The 17,060-nt window shown below is 46.1% G+C and carries 16 protein-coding genes; 10 read left to right on the top strand and 6 right to left on the bottom strand.

Annotated features, from left to right (window positions below; translation table 11 throughout):
* Positions 1-38 precede the first annotated feature (38 nt).
* From BREVNS_RS03145 to BREVNS_RS03155, 3 genes are all read left to right on the top strand, one after another.
* On the top strand, positions 39-1,124 hold the full coding sequence (locus BREVNS_RS03145) for an ISNCY family transposase (RefSeq protein WP_483427600.1): 1,086 nt from the start codon (positions 39-41) through the stop codon (positions 1,122-1,124).
* Between the two features lie 221 nt (positions 1,125-1,345).
* Positions 1,346-2,725, top strand: a complete 1,380-nt coding sequence (locus BREVNS_RS03150) for a PAS domain S-box protein (RefSeq protein ID WP_483427601.1) — start codon at positions 1,346-1,348, stop codon at positions 2,723-2,725.
* Between the two features lie 55 nt (positions 2,726-2,780).
* Positions 2,781-4,013 carry a hypothetical protein gene (locus tag BREVNS_RS03155; protein WP_483426076.1) on the top strand — a complete coding sequence of 411 codons (1,233 nt, stop codon included), beginning with the start codon at positions 2,781-2,783 and terminating at the stop codon, positions 4,011-4,013.
* Positions 4,014-4,109: 96 nt separating this feature from the next.
* Here the strand turns inward: BREVNS_RS03155 and BREVNS_RS03160 are convergent, their stop codons facing one another.
* Complete coding sequence (locus BREVNS_RS03160; protein WP_483427602.1) at positions 4,110-4,238, bottom strand: hypothetical protein; 129 nt, start codon at positions 4,236-4,238, stop codon at positions 4,110-4,112.
* A 21-nt stretch (positions 4,239-4,259) separates the two neighbouring features.
* On the opposite strand from BREVNS_RS03160, the gene BREVNS_RS03165 reads away from it, so the two are divergent.
* The 7 genes from BREVNS_RS03165 (at position 4,260) to BREVNS_RS03195 (ending at position 12,037) form a co-directional block, all read left to right on the top strand.
* Complete coding sequence (locus BREVNS_RS03165; RefSeq protein WP_483427603.1) at positions 4,260-4,871, top strand: GAF domain-containing protein; 612 nt, start codon at positions 4,260-4,262, stop codon at positions 4,869-4,871.
* 335 nt (positions 4,872-5,206) lie between these two features.
* On the top strand, positions 5,207-6,043 hold the full coding sequence (locus tag BREVNS_RS03170; protein ID WP_483427604.1) for a hypothetical protein: 837 nt from the start codon (positions 5,207-5,209) through the stop codon (positions 6,041-6,043).
* A 7-nt stretch (positions 6,044-6,050) separates the two neighbouring features.
* Positions 6,051-6,503, top strand: coding sequence for a type II 3-dehydroquinate dehydratase (gene aroQ / locus BREVNS_RS03175; RefSeq protein ID WP_483427605.1), 453 nt, complete (start codon positions 6,051-6,053; stop codon positions 6,501-6,503).
* Positions 6,493-7,206, top strand: a complete 714-nt coding sequence (locus tag BREVNS_RS03180; protein ID WP_483427606.1) for a tetratricopeptide repeat protein — start codon at positions 6,493-6,495, stop codon at positions 7,204-7,206. The genes aroQ and BREVNS_RS03180 overlap by 11 nt, the downstream gene beginning before the upstream one ends.
* On the top strand, positions 7,203-8,729 hold the full coding sequence (locus BREVNS_RS03185) for a hypothetical protein (RefSeq protein ID WP_483427607.1): 1,527 nt from the start codon (positions 7,203-7,205) through the stop codon (positions 8,727-8,729). Before BREVNS_RS03180 ends, BREVNS_RS03185 begins: the two co-directional genes overlap by 4 nt.
* A gap of 148 nt (positions 8,730-8,877) precedes the next feature.
* Positions 8,878-11,241 carry a glycosyltransferase gene (locus BREVNS_RS03190; protein WP_483427608.1) on the top strand — a complete coding sequence of 788 codons (2,364 nt, stop codon included), beginning with the start codon at positions 8,878-8,880 and terminating at the stop codon, positions 11,239-11,241.
* Between the two features lie 148 nt (positions 11,242-11,389).
* Positions 11,390-12,037, top strand: a complete 648-nt coding sequence (locus tag BREVNS_RS03195) for a phosphoribosylanthranilate isomerase (protein ID WP_483427609.1) — start codon at positions 11,390-11,392, stop codon at positions 12,035-12,037.
* Here the strand turns inward: BREVNS_RS03195 and BREVNS_RS03200 are convergent.
* The 5 genes from BREVNS_RS03200 to BREVNS_RS03220 all read right to left on the bottom strand — a co-directional run bounded on the left by BREVNS_RS03200 (position 12,028) and on the right by BREVNS_RS03220 (position 16,990).
* Positions 12,028-12,225: a 4Fe-4S binding protein gene (locus BREVNS_RS03200; RefSeq protein ID WP_483427610.1), complete on the bottom strand. Its 198-nt coding sequence runs from the start codon at positions 12,223-12,225 to the stop codon at positions 12,028-12,030. The genes BREVNS_RS03195 and BREVNS_RS03200 overlap by 10 nt on opposite strands.
* Before the next feature lie 949 nt (positions 12,226-13,174).
* Positions 13,175-14,176 carry an ABC transporter ATP-binding protein gene (locus BREVNS_RS03205; protein ID WP_483427611.1) on the bottom strand — a complete coding sequence of 334 codons (1,002 nt, stop codon included), beginning with the start codon at positions 14,174-14,176 and terminating at the stop codon, positions 13,175-13,177.
* Between the two features lie 6 nt (positions 14,177-14,182).
* Positions 14,183-15,154: an ABC transporter ATP-binding protein gene (locus BREVNS_RS03210; protein WP_483427612.1), complete on the bottom strand. Its 972-nt coding sequence runs from the start codon at positions 15,152-15,154 to the stop codon at positions 14,183-14,185.
* A 9-nt stretch (positions 15,155-15,163) separates the two neighbouring features.
* On the bottom strand, positions 15,164-16,060 hold the full coding sequence (locus BREVNS_RS03215) for an ABC transporter permease (protein WP_483427613.1): 897 nt from the start codon (positions 16,058-16,060) through the stop codon (positions 15,164-15,166).
* A gap of 9 nt (positions 16,061-16,069) precedes the next feature.
* Positions 16,070-16,990 carry an ABC transporter permease gene (locus BREVNS_RS03220; RefSeq protein ID WP_483427614.1) on the bottom strand — a complete coding sequence of 307 codons (921 nt, stop codon included), beginning with the start codon at positions 16,988-16,990 and terminating at the stop codon, positions 16,070-16,072.
* Between the last annotated feature and the right edge of the window lie 70 nt (positions 16,991-17,060).

Consider the following 17,060-nt stretch of genomic DNA (forward strand, 5'->3'; position numbering starts at 1 on the left):
TTTTTAAAATAAGGGTAACCACGAAGAAAGGGGTTACCATGAAAGAGGTGATACGTATGACGAAAAAGGCGATGGAAAGAGCGAAGGTGATGGAAATGATCAGGACGAAGAAAATCACCCAGAGAAAGGGTGCGGAGAAACTTGGGCTGAGCGTGAGACAGGTTCAGAGGATTTACAAGAAATACCTTGAAAAAGGTGATGAAGGGTTAAATCATGGGCTTTTAGGACGCCGTGGGAATAACAACAAGGACGAAATCAGGGAATTAGCTCTTGAACTTTACAGGAAAAACTATCAAGGGTGGGGTGCGGTGTTAGCAGCGGAAGAGATCGCAAGGGAAACGGGGGCCAAAATATGCCCTCAGACGCTCTATAGATGGCTTCGTGAAGAGGGATTGTGGGAAAGACGGAAAAAGACCCCGAAGCACCGTCTACGAAGGCCGAGAAAGGCTTCTTTTGGGGAAATGATTCAGATGGATGGAAGTATTCATGATTGGTTTGGGGATGGAAACAAATATTGTCTTACGAGCATGGTAGACGATGCGACGGGCAAAACCTTTGGTCTATTTGCGACAGGAGAAACCACGGAATTGTCGCTGCAATGCCTTTATGGATGGATATCACGCTATGGCATTCCAGAGTCGATATATACTGACAGGAGAAGTGTTTATTACACCAGGCGACAAAAAACCATAGAAGAAGAGTTTGAAGGGGAAGAAGCGCTTACGGAATTTGGAAAAGTGTGTAAAGAATTGGGAATTGAACTCATTTTTGCCAACTCACCGCAAGCGAAAGGGCGAATTGAACGCTCCAATGGAGTTCATCAAGACAGGCTTATTAAACTTCTCAAGCATAAGGGAATAAAGACGATAGAAGAAGCGAATAGGTATCTGGTAGAGGAGTACTGGGACAGACACAATGCCAAATACAACAAAGAACCTCTCTCAGAGGAAGACCATCATGTTCCCCTTCTGGAAGGGCAAAACCTCAAGGATATGGTATGTTTTTCTGTGAAGAGAAAGATATCAAGAGACTATGTGGTGAAACATAAGACGAGGTATTTTCAGCTTCCAAGACAAAAAAGTATAGCCTTGAAACCGGGGGACAGGGTAACCATCAAAACATGATTAGATGGTTCTGTCCATATTTACAAGGAGAGTGTGGAACTGGAGTATTATGAAATAAGCTCCACAGGGCATAAAGTCCCCTCCACACCTCCCCAAAAGACGACATTTCTATTGAGATAAATATGACGACATTTCTATTGAGTTGCGAGAATGGAACCCTAAACTCTTGACTTTTTCCCTTCCTGTGGTATAATGATAAAACCAAAAATCAAGGAAACCGCATGGCTAAAAATCCTTCACTTCCTCTTGATGAGACACTGCTCTCTCTTCTCTCCAATCTTTCAGATCCGGCCCTTCTCATTGAGTGCCATACCTATCGGATCCTGAAAGCAAACGATGCGGCTCTTTCTATCTATGGTTACATTCATCACAAAGATCTCACCCACCGATGTTTTTTCGACCTTTTTGCCGAACCCTCCCTCCAAAAAAAATCCTGTCAGGGGGCCACAGTTCTCATGGAAGGGGTGAGTTTCCTCAGGCAAAATGGGGAAATCTTCTACGGGGATATCCATGGTTACCTCATTCCGGGCCAGGCAAACCCCAACCCCCTCTATCTCGTCCTCATCAAAAACATCAATCCCACGGAAGAATCTGTTTACCAGAGTGCCATCTGGCAATCTGTGCTGCACAATATACCGCTTCTCCTGTGGGTCAAAGACATCCACGGCCACTATTGCGAGGTCAATGAGAACTTCCTGCGACTGCACGGTTTCCAGCGAGAAGAAGTGATTGGAAGAACGGATTTTGATCTCTTTTCTCAGGAGTATGCTCAGGCCTCTCAAAACGAAGATCAGTGCGTCATCTACTCCCGTGCCAAAATTCACAAAGAAGACCGTTTCGTCAAAAACAATAGTGAACTCTGGTACGAAACCTACAAAATCCCTATCATCAATACACGCGACGAAATCATTGGGATAGCAGGATTTTCCATTAACATTAACGAAAGAAAAGAACTCGACCGTCAGATCAAATCCAAACAGGAATGGCTTGAAACCACCCTCAGAAGTATTGGAGAGGCCGTTATCACCATTGATATGAAGGGGATTATCACCTCCCTGAACCCAATCGCGGAAACCTACATTGGTACCCGTCAATCAGAAGCCATCGGCCGACCCCTTCATGAGATTGTTTTCATCCGTAACCCCCTTGACAATCAGGTAGAAAATCCCTTTGCCCTTATGGAAAGTCGTGGTATCACCTCCCTTTATCAAAAAGATCGACTTCTCATCAATACCCAGGGGATAGAAATTCCCATTGAATACAAAATATCCCCTATTCTCACCCGAGATGGCTTCCTCAGCAATAACGGTTTTGTGCTCATTATCACCAATGTCAGCCATTACAAAACGAGAGAACAAAACCTCCTCGCTGAAAACGAACTCATGAAAGAATTTCTTGAAGCCTCCCCCAACCCTATCTTTTTTACCAACAAAGAAGGCAAAATAACCCGTACCAACGAAGAGTTTCTTCGCCTCACAGGTTATGACACCAAACAGGTGAAAAACAAACCTTTCTGGAGTCTTTTCCGTGCCGACGATGAAACCCATCTCAAAAAAGAATTTGGTAACGTTTTTTTCAGGAGACCTGCAGTGGGAAGATGAGGAAAAGCAAAAAAAAGTTCCTCCCTGGCCGATAATAGGACACAAGGAGGAACCCATGCGTAAAGAATTCACCTTCACTTTGACTATCGACTACCCTGACACAAAACTTGAGACGTTAGTGGTGGTTTTTCTCCAGGCCATCAAAGGAGTGTTTGAGTCATTTGTTCATCAGATTTCTGTAGAAGTGGCAGAAAAAGAAATAAAAGAAGGTCGTATCACCTGTACATGCGGAGAAAAACATCACTTCATATGGAAAACAAAGCATGGAAAAAACACTGTTTTTGTTCTGATGCCCTTTGGAAAGATCACTCTTCCTCAGCTCCAAATTCAATGCAAAAAGTGTGGAAGAAAACTTTTTCTCACAAGATCTCTTCTTGGTGTAGAAAAGCGAAAAAGGCAAATCCTGAAAGATATCTACAGAGTGGCTTTAGCCGGGGCTCTTACCACCTATCGAGTGGCCGCTCGTATTCTTTCCTTCACAGGGTATAAAATAGGTCTTAGCACCCTCTGGAAAAACCTTCAAAATATTGGGAGAAAGATACATTTCAGTATCTCAGAAAAAGAAAAACCCTGTGGAGAAGCCGATGGGACGGGTATTCCTGTTCAGGGCAAGAAAAAAGGAGAAGAAGCTAAAATTCTTTTGCAGGAGAGGCAACAAGCCTCCCCATTGACAGGAAAAAATACAAGAATAGCAGGCCTTCTTGTGGATAATTACCATGCAGGTTGGGACAAACTTCTTAAGCCCATTCAAGAAAAACACTCTTTTTCTCGGTTTTTTCTTGTTGTCGATGGAGATACAGGGATTAACCAGGGCAAACATCCCGGTATCGTTTTTCAACGATGTTTGTGGCATGTAAGTTATCAATTGAAGTATTTTCTTCGTCTTGATAGAGTGAGATATCGTTCTTCTGAGTGGACAAATATTGTCGCTGAAACAGGGAAAGCCTGTTTCTTGGGGTACAAAAATGACTGGCAAACAAGACTTGGTTATCAAAGCGAGCGCAGACAGCATATTCAGAATCTTCTTGACTTATTTCACGAAAAAGGGCGCAAACATTGTTTTTATTATCTTCTTCGTGCTCAAAAAGACATGTTCGCCTGTGACAGTGAAGATGGTTTGCCAGGAACAACCTCAAGGGCAGAACGGGTGATGCGAACCATAAACCAGAGAATGGATGTAGGGGTATGGAAAAGAGAAGGGGCAACCAATGTTCTTGCTGTGCGTTTGCATTACTACTATAATCGTGATGAGGCTATCGATGGTGTCTACTGGCAGGATGTGATATAAAACATAGGGATGGTACGTACTTATTGCCCTGTTTTATGGCCTAAAAAGGGTACTTTCCCCAGAAAAAACTTGTTTATCTAAAATGTTCCCTGTATACTACAGTTGACAAAAATCTTTTGAGCCAGGGGTAACTTCTTTATCCTTTTCTCTCTCTTTCAGGTCTCCTGTTGGAAACGTAATCAAGAATTTGAGGGTCTCACCCAGCACATCAAAATCAAAAATCATATTTTCGTTCTCATTGACCATTTGGGAAATCCTCATAGTGTCGAACTCAGTGCCAACCTTGTCAAAACCTCACGAGATGAACAGTACCTCTTCATCCTCAATGATATCACCGAACGAATGAATCACATGCACCTTCTCTATAAACAACAGACCAGCCTCCAGTTGATGGAAGAGATTCTTCAGATCTTGGGAGAAAACCATCAGGCCCTTCCTCTTGTGTGCCAGAAGATTGCCGCTTTCATGGACATTCAGCGGCTTTTTGTCTATCGCTGGCTCGATCATGACCAGAAGCTTGATCCTATCTACCTCTGGAGCCACTCCCCTGATGCCCCTCCTGTTCCTCCCTTAGAGAGTCATCTTTTTTCTCAGGACTGGATGGGTATTCTTCTCAAACAACATTACCTTGTGTTCACCGAAAACACCCCCTTCAATGCCTACGAAAAAAAGCTCTTTGAAAAAACAGGGCTCGGTTCCATCCTTTTTCTCCCCCTGTGGTTTCATAACAGCCTCTGGGGAGTCCTCGGGGTTCATGACACCCACAATCCCGAAAGACAATGGGATGAGACCCAGCTTTTCTTCTTCAAGGCGGTGGCCCCTCTCTTTATTCCCTCTCTCTCTTTTCATAGCAAATAGCTCTTGAACAAAAAACCGAGACCTTTGCACGAATGTGCAAAGGTCTCAAGAAAGTAATAAAAAAACAAAAAGTAGTATAACAATGTTCCTTTCCATAATAAACAAGCCTATTTTTTGGATAAAAAAGACAAATAAACCCTTGTAAACAGAAAAAACGGGGTTTCAGGGGCGAAGCCCCTGACCCAAACAGGGGAAGAAAACACCCATGCAAGGGTCTCAAACCGTGGCTATCACCCTGTTTCAGCAAAACAGCCCTCTTGCTGAAACATCGATATAGCGATGACTCGCCCCCTTCCATTCAACCCTTGGCTATTTCTGCCGATACTTGTTAATGTATGCACAAAAGAAGCCTCTTTTTTTTCTTTGCGATCGGGCTCCTCCTCGGCTGTCAAAAAACTACCCGTACTGAACCCCTTTCTCTTCCCCCTTCCCCACTTCCTTCACTTTTTGGTCCTATTGTTACCCCCGTAGATGGTTTTTTCCGTACCTTGGCCATCACCTACCAGACACCCTCCCCGGAAAAAACCTCCCTTACCTTTACCATGACGGGAAATATCGACTGGTATTTAGAAAGACCGGCTATTACCAGAACCCACCAGGTTCTTTTTGAAGACGTGGAAGAAGAAGCGACCTATACCTTTCTTCCTCAAAACTTTCCTTCAAACTATATCACCACTATTATCACCTCCCCAGTCACGAAAACAAAGCCTATATCGTTTGCTGTCATACAGCTCCACGCTCGATGGACAGAACCCTCGTATCCTGATTTTACCGTTCTTGTTTCTGAGTCTATACCCTCGGAAGATGAATTCAAACAATTTTATCAGTCAAACAGTCTTCTTGTCCATCATTCTATCCTCTGTCCGACCTTTCGTACCACGATAGAACACACCCCCCTTGGAGAAGAGAAAAACTGGTACTGGTTTGCCTATGGAAAGGTCCTTGTCATCGTTCTCAAACACCATTTACCAGCCGAAGCCCTCTACCTTTATCTTCTCCCAAAACCAGACAACGAAAACTTCATCATCGCGGTGGACTTTGATGAGAAAGAATGGCAAAAGCTTCTCATCTATCAGGATGTGGCTCACCTTATCCCCTTCTCTTCTCACACTGAAAGTCTCACCATAACCGTATCAAGCAATATCACCACACTCTATTCCTATAAAAAGTGAGGTAGTCATGAAGACCATACTTCTCCTCAATGGCCCAAATCTCAACATGCTCGGCACTCGTGAACCAGACAAGTATGGGACAACCACCCTCCAGACCATTGTGGACCGCATCACAGAAAAAGCCAGAGCCGAAGGCTATAAACTTCTTGCCTTCCAGTCAAATAGTGAAGGAGAGATTATCTCTTTCATCCACCACGAAGGGCAGAAAGCCAGTGGTATTCTCATCAATGCCGGTGCCTATACCCATACCTCCATTGCTATAAGAGATGCTTTACTCGCTGTAGGAACCCCTTTTGTGGAAATCCATCTCTCCAATGTCTATGCCAGAGAATCGTTTCGTCACCACTCCTATCTTGCCGACAAAGCTATCGGCGTTATCACCGGATTTGGTGATTTTTCGTATGATTTAGGGCTTCAGGCGATAGTCCACTATCTCAGGAGAACCTCCCATGAAAAATAAAAAGTTTTTGCTTCTCTTTTTTCCTGCTCTTCTTCTGTGGGCTCAGGAACCGTCCAGAACCTACCTTCAGGCCATGGACGCCATTGCCAAACAAAACTACACCGAAGCCCAGAACCTGCTCCAAAAGGTTATCCAGGATCCCTCCACGCCACGAGAATACCAGGCCAAAGCCTACAATTACTTAGGAGATATCGCTCTTGTTTCCCAATCCTACCAGACCGCTCAGAGCTACTACAGAAAGGTGCTGGAATCATACAGTGATACCCCTGTGTATTCCCGTGCCCTTTACAACATAGCCCGTCTCTCCATTCTCTCAGGGGATAACGACGCCGGCATAGCCCTTCTCTCAGATTATATCAACCGCTACGCCTCCCATGATGCCAATGAGGATGGCGCTCTCTACTGGTTAGGACGGGCCTTTGCCGCCAAGGGAGAGTATTACCGGGCGATGGGACTCTACCGGGAACTTCTGAGTCGATTCCCTTCTTCTGTGTATGCCTATCACACCCGTCAGTCCCTTCAGACGATAGAAAATTCCCTCAAAACCACCACCGGAAGTTCTGATATCAACACTATCCGGGCAGACCAGGCTAAATACCTTCGGCTTTTAGCGAAACTCCTGGATCTCCAGAACCAGCTTTTAGACCTCAAGAAAGAAAAGATCGACGAACTCAAAACACTTCTCGCCAAGGAGGGCTTATGAAACACCTCTGGTTTCTTGCTCTTCTCCCCTCTTCGTTCTGGGGGCTTCTTGTGCTCTCCAATACCTACCTTGCCATCTACCATGATGAAAATCAAGCAGCCTTCTATATCAAAACCCTTGAAGGTGATCCGGATAACCCACAGGACAACAATGCCTACCTCCTGTACAATAAACTTCCCCCCACCACCATCGCGACCATCAGGATCAACAACGAAAACATCCTCTTTGGTTCAGAAAAGGGCCATTATGAACAGCGACCTAAGATAACTTCCAATGGAATCAGTACCATCTGGTCAGTGCGTGGTATCACCATCGAACAAACCCTTTCGCTTGCTCCAAACCCCGTTACCGGTACATCCAATCAGGTACGTATTTCCTACAAACTGGTCAACACCACGAAAAAAAACGCCTCGGTAGGACTCAGGCTTCTTCTCGATATCTACCTCAAGGAAAGCGGTGTGGCTTCTTTTGACATTCCCGGCAGAGGACGTATCACCAAAGAAACCAGCTTCTACCAGGAAAGCATTCCTGAATACTGGTATACCTCCTCGAGGGACGGCTCTCTCAAGGTGAGAGGAAGCCTCAAAGGGCTGGAGATCACCACCCCATCAAGGGTCATTTTTGCCAGCTGGAATAAACTCTACGACAATCTCTGGGATGTGCCACTCAATACCTCCCAATCCCTCCAGCCGTCCTCTCAATACAGCGGAGCGGTGGCTCTCTACTATGACCCTATCACGTTAGCTCCTGAGCAGAGTCTTCTCATCACCTCTCTGTACGGCATCCATAGCGAAGAAAGTTTTTCCACCAACGATCTCTCTCTTTCCCTTATCCTCCCTGAAGAAGTCAAAGCCCCCCCTATCCCTATCTCCTCTGAAATCACCTACACAGGGAAAATCCCCTTGGACAGTCTCTCCCTCACCCTCACTCCCCCCAAGGGGTTTACCCTCGCGGAGGGGGATTCCAATACCATCACCTACCTCAAGGTAACCCCCGAAGAAAAACGCAAGGCCTTCTGGAACCTCCAGCGGACAGGCTCCATTGCAGGAAACTACCCCGTCAAAATCACCATCACCGCTGTAGCCGGCAACTTCACCAATACCTTTTCCGCTACCAAGAACTTTTTCATCAACTATCGGGAGGCCGAATCCCTCATTGTAAAAACCAACATTGCCATTCCCGAAACATCACCCTCCAATGAAATAACCAATGCCCCCATTATACCTACTCCCGCTCAGCCGTCTCCAATTGTCATCACCAATACTCTCGTGATGACAAACACCATCACCCTCACCAACATTACCCTCCAGACCTATCCTCCCCATATCACGGCTAAGATCAGAGAAATACAGACCATCTCAAAACTGATCGATGACCTCACAAGAGAATACACCCTGTGGCTTGCCATTTACCGGAATAGCGAACGCCTCTCTCAAAAAGACATAGAAGAACTTTCCCGCCGAATTCTCTATTATGAAGAACAGATCCGTCTTCTGAAAGGTACCAACAGGATCACCAACTAAACCCATGGGGACGTACCCCCATGGGTTTTCTCCAGGGTAACGCCCGATAGCCTCCTCTCATCTTCAAAATTCACCGTTTTTTCACATTATTTTCATCAAATTTTCATTTTTCTCTTGTACACTATATTAGCAACACAAGGAGGCAGATATGGCAAAGGTAGACCTTCATGTTCACTCACGATATTCGGAACACCCTTCCATATGGTTTCTCAATAAAATCGGGGCAAAAGAATCCTATACAGATCCTTTTGTCCTTTACGAAGCGATGAAAAGACAGGGGATGGATTTTGTCACCATCACCGACCATAACCGAATCGATGGGGCTGAACTTCTCGTCGAACGCTACCCCAACGATTGTTTTATCAGTGTGGAATCCACGGTGTACTTTCCCGAAGACGGTTGCAAGGCACACCTTTTGATTTATGGTATCACACGCCCTCAGTTCGAGAGAATCCAGTCCCTTCGTACCAATATCTATCACCTTCGGGATTATCTTCTTGAGGAGAATATTCCCCATTCCCTTGCTCACGCCACCTATGCGGTGAACGGCAAACTCACAGCCGAACATTTAGAGAAGTTTATCCTGCTTTTCAATGTTTTTGAAGGCATCAATGGGGCACGTCTCAAGCACTTCAATACCCAGTGGATGGAAATTCTCCGAAGGCTCACTCCGGAACACATTGAAAAACTCGAGAAGAAACACGGCATCAAGGCCGCTGGAAAAGAACCATGGCTCAAGGGTTTCACCGGTGGTTCCGATGATCACGGTGGACTTTTCTTAGGAAAAACCTATACAGAAGCCGATGCTTCCACCATCTCTGAATTTCTCCTTGCTCTCCGAAACCGGCAAACCTCCGCCCATGGAAGACAAAATGACTACAAGGGACTGGTGTATTCCATCTACAAGATTGCCTATGACTATTTGGGAGAAATGAAACTCTCCTCGCAGAAATCCAAAAGCTTTCTCATGACCCTTTCAGACCAGATCTTTCGCCCTCGAAAACATACCCTGAAAGAACGGCTCATGATTCTCTTCAATCGTCGAAAAAAGACCGATACCATTCGCACCCTTCTTGACAAAACCATCGTTGGCCTCAAAGAGATGGAAAATGAAGAAATAGAGAAAAAACTTGACTTTCTCTACGATAAAATCACCGAGATAAGCGATGAGTTCTTTGGTCGTCTTGCCCGATCCCTTGAAAAAAATCTCCAGCAAGGGGACATCACAGGGCTTCTCAAAAACATCACCTCCTCTATGACAGGGCTCTTTCTCACCGCTCCCTTTCTCTCCAGTGCCAAACACCTCTATAGTAACCGTCAGATTTTGGCTAACCTTCGGCAAAACCTTGGGATTCAACTCCCGGAAAAACCAAAGAAAATCCTCTGGTTCACCGACACGCTCAACGATCTCAACGGTGTCTCGGCAACCCTCAAGGAACTCGGCTGGATAGCCTCCCGTCAGCAGATGCCTCTCAAACTCGTGACCTCCCTTCTGGATCATGAATGGGATGAGTCCATCCCTCCCAATACTATTTTTCTCGATGCTTTCCACGCCTTTCCTCTTCCCTTTTATGATCATTATACCCTGAAGCTCCCCTCTCTTCTCCGGGCTATTGAACGACTCACCGCCGAAAATCCCGATGAGATATTTATCTCCACACCAGGACCTATAGGGCTTTTGGGCATTCTCATAGCAAAACTCATGGATCTTCCCATTACTTCCATCTATCATACGGATTTTGTCCGGGAAGCTGAAAAAATCATCGAAGATGAAGGGATTATCTCGCTTCTCAAACAATATGAACTCTGGTTTTATAACAGCGCCAATGAAGTGCGGTTCCAGAGTGATGAGTACTATCGCATCTTAGTCGATCGCGGTATCGCCCCTGAAAAGCTCCGCTTCCTTCCCAAAGGAATCAACACAGGAATCTTTCGGTACATGCCTGATGTGAGAGATATCTTCCATGCCTCTTTTGGCATTCCAGAAGGCATCAATCTCCTCTATGCAGGCCGTATCTCCAAGGACAAAAACGTCGATTTTCTTGTCGATCTCTATGATCATCTTGCCGACAAATATGAAAACCTCAACCTCATCTTTGCCGGTGATGGTCCCTACCTCAAAGAACTCCGCCAGAGAACAAAACACCACAGGCGTATCTATTTCCTCGGCAAAATCAGAAGGGAAAGCCTCCCCCATATCTACTCAGCGGCTGATATCTTTGTTTTCCCCAGTACCACCGATACCTTTGGGATGGTGGTGCTGGAGGCCCAGGCCTGTGGAGTACCAGCCTTAGTCACGACTGAAGGTGGTCCCCAGCAGATTATCCTCCCAGGAGAAACCGGCTTTGCTCTCTCTATCCACGAACCAGAAAAATGGATAGAAAAGATCGAACACCTCATCCATTCCAGAAAAAGCCCTCAGTGGAAATTTATCCGACAAAAGGCCGCCGACCATGTGGAGAAAAACTTCCGCTGGGAGATTGTTCTCTCCAGCATCTTCAAAACCGCCTGAAAACTCTTTAAGAAAACTTCCCCACCTCACCCCGAGAAAGAAGGCTCTTCTTTCTCGGGGTTTCTCTTGAAAACAGGGAGTATTTTCTCCCCTTTTCCCTCTGGACATTTTTGTCTTTTTGCCCTACAATACAGAGAAGGAGACTTTTATGATACGAGTGAAAATCTGCGGTCTTCGGGATCCTCTTTCGGTGGCTACGGCTATCGAGGAGGGCGTCCATGCCGTAGGATTTGTCTTTTATGCCCCAAGCCCTCGGTGGATCTCGCCTGATGAAGCCCGCCGCCTCTGTGCGGATATCCCCCCTTTTGTCTCAAAGGTAGGGGTTTTTGTGGATCAGGAACCATCTGAGATAGTGGATATCGCCCACTCCGTGGGGCTGGACACCATTCAACTCCACAGTGAAAAATACACCGAAGAGAGTATTCTTTTTCTCAAAAGCCTCTGGTCCTTCAGGCTGATCAAAGCCGTGCGGACCCCCTTTCTCGACGATCACCTCATTGAAAAGGTCCGCCTCACTCAGGCCCATGCCCTGCTTTTTGACAGCTGGCACCCCTCCGAGTTCGGCGGTACAGGACAGAGGATCTCTCTTCAACTCTCAGAGAGATCTCACCAATGGTTGCAACACAAAGCCATCATCGCCGGTGGGATTACCATCGACAATCTTGCCGATGTCCTTGCCATTCGCCCCTATGGGATAGATGTTTCCAGCGGAGTAGAAAAAACAAAAGGGGTCAAAGACCCCTCTCTCATTCGTGCTTTTCTTCGCCGCTTCTATGAGATTGTCTCTCATGCCTGAGCAGGTTCCGTAGCCACACGAACAAAGGTACGACAGGCCCGCACACACCTTCCGCAATCAATACACTTTTTCTGATCCACGACAGGAGCCGCAAACATGGTAGGCTGAGAAATAGCTCCCACAGGACAAAGCCTGATCACAGGACAGATGTGATTTTTCGGACAATATTGATCCTGAACAAGTATCATGGTTTTCTCCTTTGGATAATCATATAATAATATTATAATATGAAAATATGAAAAAGTCAAGAAAACCCTCTTCCCATACGAGTCTACTCCAAAAGCTCATGTCGTTCCACATATGAAACTGAATACCTATTTTTACATTTCTTATGAACAGGGAAATAACACGAGAAAGCTTTGTTCCTTCAATCCCTTTTTTTCTGTACCTCTCTTCGACTTCGCTCAGGACCCTCACGGGCCACTTTTGCGGTCGTTTGTCTTTTGCCGCAAGAGGGAAGTCCTTCCGAAGTGAGGGTGCGTATCAGTTGAAAGTTGAAAGTTTGTAAAGTTTATAAAGTTGGGGGCAAGGTTCAGTAAGACGAGTTGTGGTTGCCGAAGTTTCGAGGACGAGGCAATGTCGCCCACGGAGGAAGGACTTGCCCTTCTCAAGGGAAATGTTCTCCCATGGCCCGCAAAAGCGGCCCATGTTCCGTCCGAGGCGCATGCGTAGCATGCGACGAGGACAATACCCTTCTGGAGCCGCCGCAGGGGCGAGGTGGGGTTTTCAAAAGGGGCGAAGCCCCTTTTGCCCCGCGCGGGAGCGCTTCATAGAAGAAAGAAGATGGACAACAAAAATAGCCCAAAATTAAAAAAGAAAAGATGGTCGAACAAGTATTCACTTTTTGTGTGAAGATAACCATTCTGTATGAATGTGGAACGACAGTCTACCCCAAAAGCTCACAGATCTTCTGAGTGAGAAAGAAAACATAAGCCGAGAGCCTTGCACGGGTGTTTTCTTCCACTGTTTGGGTCAGGGGCTACGCCCCTGAAACCCCGTTTTTTCTGTTTACAAAGGTTTATTTGTCTTTTTTATCCAAAAAATAGGATTGTCTATATGGAAAGAGATATTTTTATACCATTTTTATTTTTTTATTACTTTCTTGAGACCTTTGCACATTCGTGCAAAGGTCTCTTTTTACATCTCTGCACACTCTTGCCAGTGATGACAGGCAACAAAGTGTCCAGGGGTTTTTTCCTCCAGAGGGGGAAGAACTTCCTCACAAATTGCCGTTTTCATATAACAGCGATCTTTGAAAGGACATCCCTTGACTTCCCCAATAGGTGAGGGCACATCCCCCTTGAGAAGAATTCGCTTGCGTTGTCTCTCAAGCCTTGGATCAGGGATTGGCACATCCGAAAGAAGCGCCCGCGTATAGGGATGCGACGGCCTTTCATAAAGTTCCTGGCTTTTGGCAAGTTCCACCACCCTGCCAAGATACATCACCGCCACCCGACTTGAGATATGCTTCACCACCGCTAAATCATGGGAGATAAAAAGATAGGTGAGTTTCAACTCCTGTTGAAGCTCCTCTAACAGATTGAGAATCTGAGACTGTATCGACACATCAAGCGCTGAGACGGGCTCATCACAGAGAATAAGCTTGGGGTTCAAAGCAAGCGCCCTGGCAATCCCAATACGCTGCCTCTGTCCACCAGAAAACTCATGGGGATACCGGTTAATAAACGATGGAGAGAGTCCCACCCGTCTCAAAAGCTCACTCACCCTCTCACGAATCTCCCCCTGAGAAAGAGAAAGTACCCCATACCGGCAAAAAATCTCCATCGGTTCAGCAATAATCGCTCCGATGGTCATCCTGGGATTGAGAGAAGCATACGGATCCTGAAAGATCATCTGGAAATTCCTTCTCTCCTTCCGAAGGGAGCGATAATCTAAATTCATAAGATTTTTGTCTTCGAACCATAATTCTCCCTCTGTTGGTTCATGAAGACGGATCATCGTACGAGCGAGGGTGGACTTTCCACAGCCAGACTCCCCCACCACTGCCAATGTTTCCCCCTCATACAGATCAAAGGAAACCCCATCAACAGCGCGCAAAACCTGAGGTTTTTCCCACAAACTTCCCTTGAGGGTAAAATATTTCTTGAGATTTCTCACACGAAAAAGCGTCTGCATCATCGTCTCCTAATACGGAAAGTAACAGGCATACCGCCCACTGCCATTTTCCACCAGTGGGGGCATTTTCTGCTTACAAATATCCTTGTGTCTCTCACACCGGGGATAAAAGGGACACGCATCAGGAAGATTCAAAAGATTGGGCGGTGTCCCTGGAATAGAATAAAACCTCCCTTCCCGTTTCTCATGGATCTTGGGAATAGAACGAATGAGTCCCACCGTATAGGGATGACGGGGATGTTCAAAGAGTTCCTGTGTGGTATTTTCCTCCACAATATAGCCCGCATACATCACTAAAATCCTGTCCGTCATCCCTGCGACCACTCCAAGATTGTGGGTAATCAGAATGAGGCTCATCCCCTCCTCACGACGAAGGGTATTGATAAGTTCAAGAATCTGGGCCTGAATAGTCACATCAAGGGCCGTCGTCGGCTCATCAGCAATGAGAAGCTTTGGTCGGGTCATGAGAGCCATAGCAATCATCACCCTTTGCCTCATCCCTCCCGACATCTGGTGAGGATAACCAGAGAGCCTCTTTTCCGGTTCAGAAATCCCCACCCGGCGAAAAAGTTCTATTGCCCTTTCTTTCGCTTCCTGCTTAGAGACCTTCTTGTGGAGCATGATCCCTTCGACCATCTGAGTCTCAATCTTCAGAAAGGGATTGAGCGAGGTCATAGGATCCTGAAAAATAAAAGAAACATCTCTCCCCCGAATAGTACGAAGCTCTTCGGCAGACATGGCCAGAAGATTCTGCTTCTCAAACCATACCTCTCCCCCGATAATCTTTCCCGGTGGTTGAGGAATAAGCCTAAGCATACTGAGATGAGAAACAGATTTTCCCGAACCAGATTCCCCCACAACCCCTATAGCCTCATGATATCCAAGTTTATAAGAAATGCCATTCACCGCATGCACGAGACCATCATCCGTCTTGAAAACCGTTCTCAGGTTATTGACCTGCAAAAGCGTTGTTTCAGCCATACCATCATCCTACAGTTTGTTTTTCTGAGAGGGATCAAGAGCATCCCGAAGCCCTTCACCCAAAAAGTTGAGAGAAAAAAGCATAAGGGTCAGCGCAAGCCCGGGAAAGATGATTCGCCACGGATAGGTGGTAATCACATCCTTCCCCTCTGAAGCAAGAAGTCCCCAGGATGTCATTGGGGCCTGAACACCAAGACCAAGAAAAGAGAGGAAAGCCTCCTCAAGCATAATACTGGGGATCGTAAGGGTGAGATACACAATGATAGGACCAATCGCATTGGGGATAAGATGGCGAAAGATAATCCTTCGACGAGAAGCCCCAATCGACTTCGCCGCCTCTACAAACTCATTATTCTTGAGAGACATGATTTGCCCACGCGTGATACGAGCAATGGTCATCCAGGAAACCGAAGCAATACCAATAAAAAGCATGATAAAATTTCTCCCAAAAATCACCATGAGAAGAATCACAAAAAACATATAGGGCAAACTATAGAGAATGTCCGCAAAACGCATCATCCATTCATCGAGTTTCCCGCCAACAAAACCAGCAATAGCCCCATAACTCACCCCAATGACGAGAGCCACAAGCCCCGTCACAAACCCAATAGCAATAGACACCCGACTCCCATAAATCACACGAGAAAAGAGATCCCGCCCCAAACTATCCGTTCCAAAGGGATGTTCCCATGAGGGAGGCTTATTGATCTGCGGATTGTCAAAATCAATATACTCATACGAATAAGGGGCAATGACCGGCGCAAAAATAGCCATGAGAATAAAAAGGATCACAATAATCCCTCCCACCACGGCCATTTTGTTTTTGAGAAGACGGCGCCAGGCATCCTTCCAGAGAGAAACCCCCTTTACCTCCTCCAGCTGTAACTCACGATTCTCCATTGCCATGAGCGTCTCCTATTTATAGCGAATTCTTGGATCAAGAAGGGCATATACCATATCCACCACGAAGTTCATGAAAACCAATAACGTCGCATAGACAATCGTAATCCCTGTAATGACCGTATAATCACGGTTGAAAGCCGATTGAACAAACTCCACCCCTATCCCGGGGATATTGCATATACTTTCGACCACCATGGACCCAGTCACAATACCCGCAAAAGCAGGACCCAAAAACGAAGCCACAGGAATAAGGGACCCCTTCAAAACATGCTTGACCAGAATAGTGGATTCAGGAAGCCCCTTGGCACGAGCTGTGGTCACATAATCCTTGTGCATATTTTCCACAATCCCCACCTTGGTGAGTCGAGTGATATACGCCATATACGGCCAGGCTAAAGAAAGCACAGGAATCAAATGATAGCGGTAGTCTCCCCAACCAGCCACCGGCACCAACCGTAGCCACCTCGCTAAAACAAGGATAAAAAGCGAAGCAATCACAAACATCGGGATAGAAATCCCAAGCACACTGATACCGGTAAAAAGATAATCCGGCCATTTATTTCTATAGAGGGCGGAAATAATCCCAAAGGTAAGTCCGAAAACGAGCGCCACAAGAAGAGCCTCCACACCCACCTGAAAAGACACAGGAAATTTCCTCTTGATAATATCATTCACCGTAAACACCCGACTCCGAAAGGAAGGCCCAAAATCCAGTCGGAAGAGAATGTCCCCCATATAACGAAAATACTGTTTCCAGAGGGGCTCATCTAAGTGGTATTTTGCCTCAAGATTTTTGAGCACCTGTTCTGGGAGTTGTTTTTCCCGTGAAAAAGGCCCACCCGGCACAAGCCGTATGATAAAAAAAGTGACCGTCATGATCACAAAAAGTGTAGGTATCATCGCCAAAAAACGCTTCACCACATACCGTAGCATACACTTTACTCCCTTTTCTTTTCAAAAAATAAAAACAGCACGGCCCTGAGATCCAGGACCGTGCAAAAGG

The organism is Longinema margulisiae (assembly GCF_025266855.1).
In the GTDB taxonomy this organism is placed as follows: Bacteria; Spirochaetota; Brevinematia; order Brevinematales; family Thermospiraceae; genus Thermospira.

Coding starts and splice junctions, on each gene's coding strand:
- BREVNS_RS03145 (WP_483427600.1), top strand. CDS start 39: ATGAAAGAGGTGATACGTATGACGAAAAAGGCGATGGAAAGAGCGAAG.
- BREVNS_RS03150 (WP_483427601.1), top strand. CDS start 1,346: ATGGCTAAAAATCCTTCACTTCCTCTTGATGAGACACTGCTCTCTCTT.
- BREVNS_RS03155 (WP_483426076.1), top strand. CDS start 2,781: ATGCGTAAAGAATTCACCTTCACTTTGACTATCGACTACCCTGACACA.
- BREVNS_RS03160 (WP_483427602.1), bottom strand. CDS start 4,238: ATGATTTTTGATTTTGATGTGCTGGGTGAGACCCTCAAATTCTTGATT.
- BREVNS_RS03170 (WP_483427604.1), top strand. CDS start 5,207: ATGCACAAAAGAAGCCTCTTTTTTTTCTTTGCGATCGGGCTCCTCCTC.
- aroQ (WP_483427605.1), top strand. CDS start 6,051: ATGAAGACCATACTTCTCCTCAATGGCCCAAATCTCAACATGCTCGGC.
- BREVNS_RS03180 (WP_483427606.1), top strand. CDS start 6,493: ATGAAAAATAAAAAGTTTTTGCTTCTCTTTTTTCCTGCTCTTCTTCTG.
- BREVNS_RS03185 (WP_483427607.1), top strand. CDS start 7,203: ATGAAACACCTCTGGTTTCTTGCTCTTCTCCCCTCTTCGTTCTGGGGG.
- BREVNS_RS03190 (WP_483427608.1), top strand. CDS start 8,878: ATGGCAAAGGTAGACCTTCATGTTCACTCACGATATTCGGAACACCCT.
- BREVNS_RS03195 (WP_483427609.1), top strand. CDS start 11,390: ATGATACGAGTGAAAATCTGCGGTCTTCGGGATCCTCTTTCGGTGGCT.
- BREVNS_RS03200 (WP_483427610.1), bottom strand. CDS start 12,225: ATGATACTTGTTCAGGATCAATATTGTCCGAAAAATCACATCTGTCCT.
- BREVNS_RS03205 (WP_483427611.1), bottom strand. CDS start 14,176: ATGATGCAGACGCTTTTTCGTGTGAGAAATCTCAAGAAATATTTTACC.
- BREVNS_RS03210 (WP_483427612.1), bottom strand. CDS start 15,154: ATGGCTGAAACAACGCTTTTGCAGGTCAATAACCTGAGAACGGTTTTC.
- BREVNS_RS03215 (WP_483427613.1), bottom strand. CDS start 16,060: ATGGCAATGGAGAATCGTGAGTTACAGCTGGAGGAGGTAAAGGGGGTT.
- BREVNS_RS03220 (WP_483427614.1), bottom strand. CDS start 16,990: ATGCTACGGTATGTGGTGAAGCGTTTTTTGGCGATGATACCTACACTT.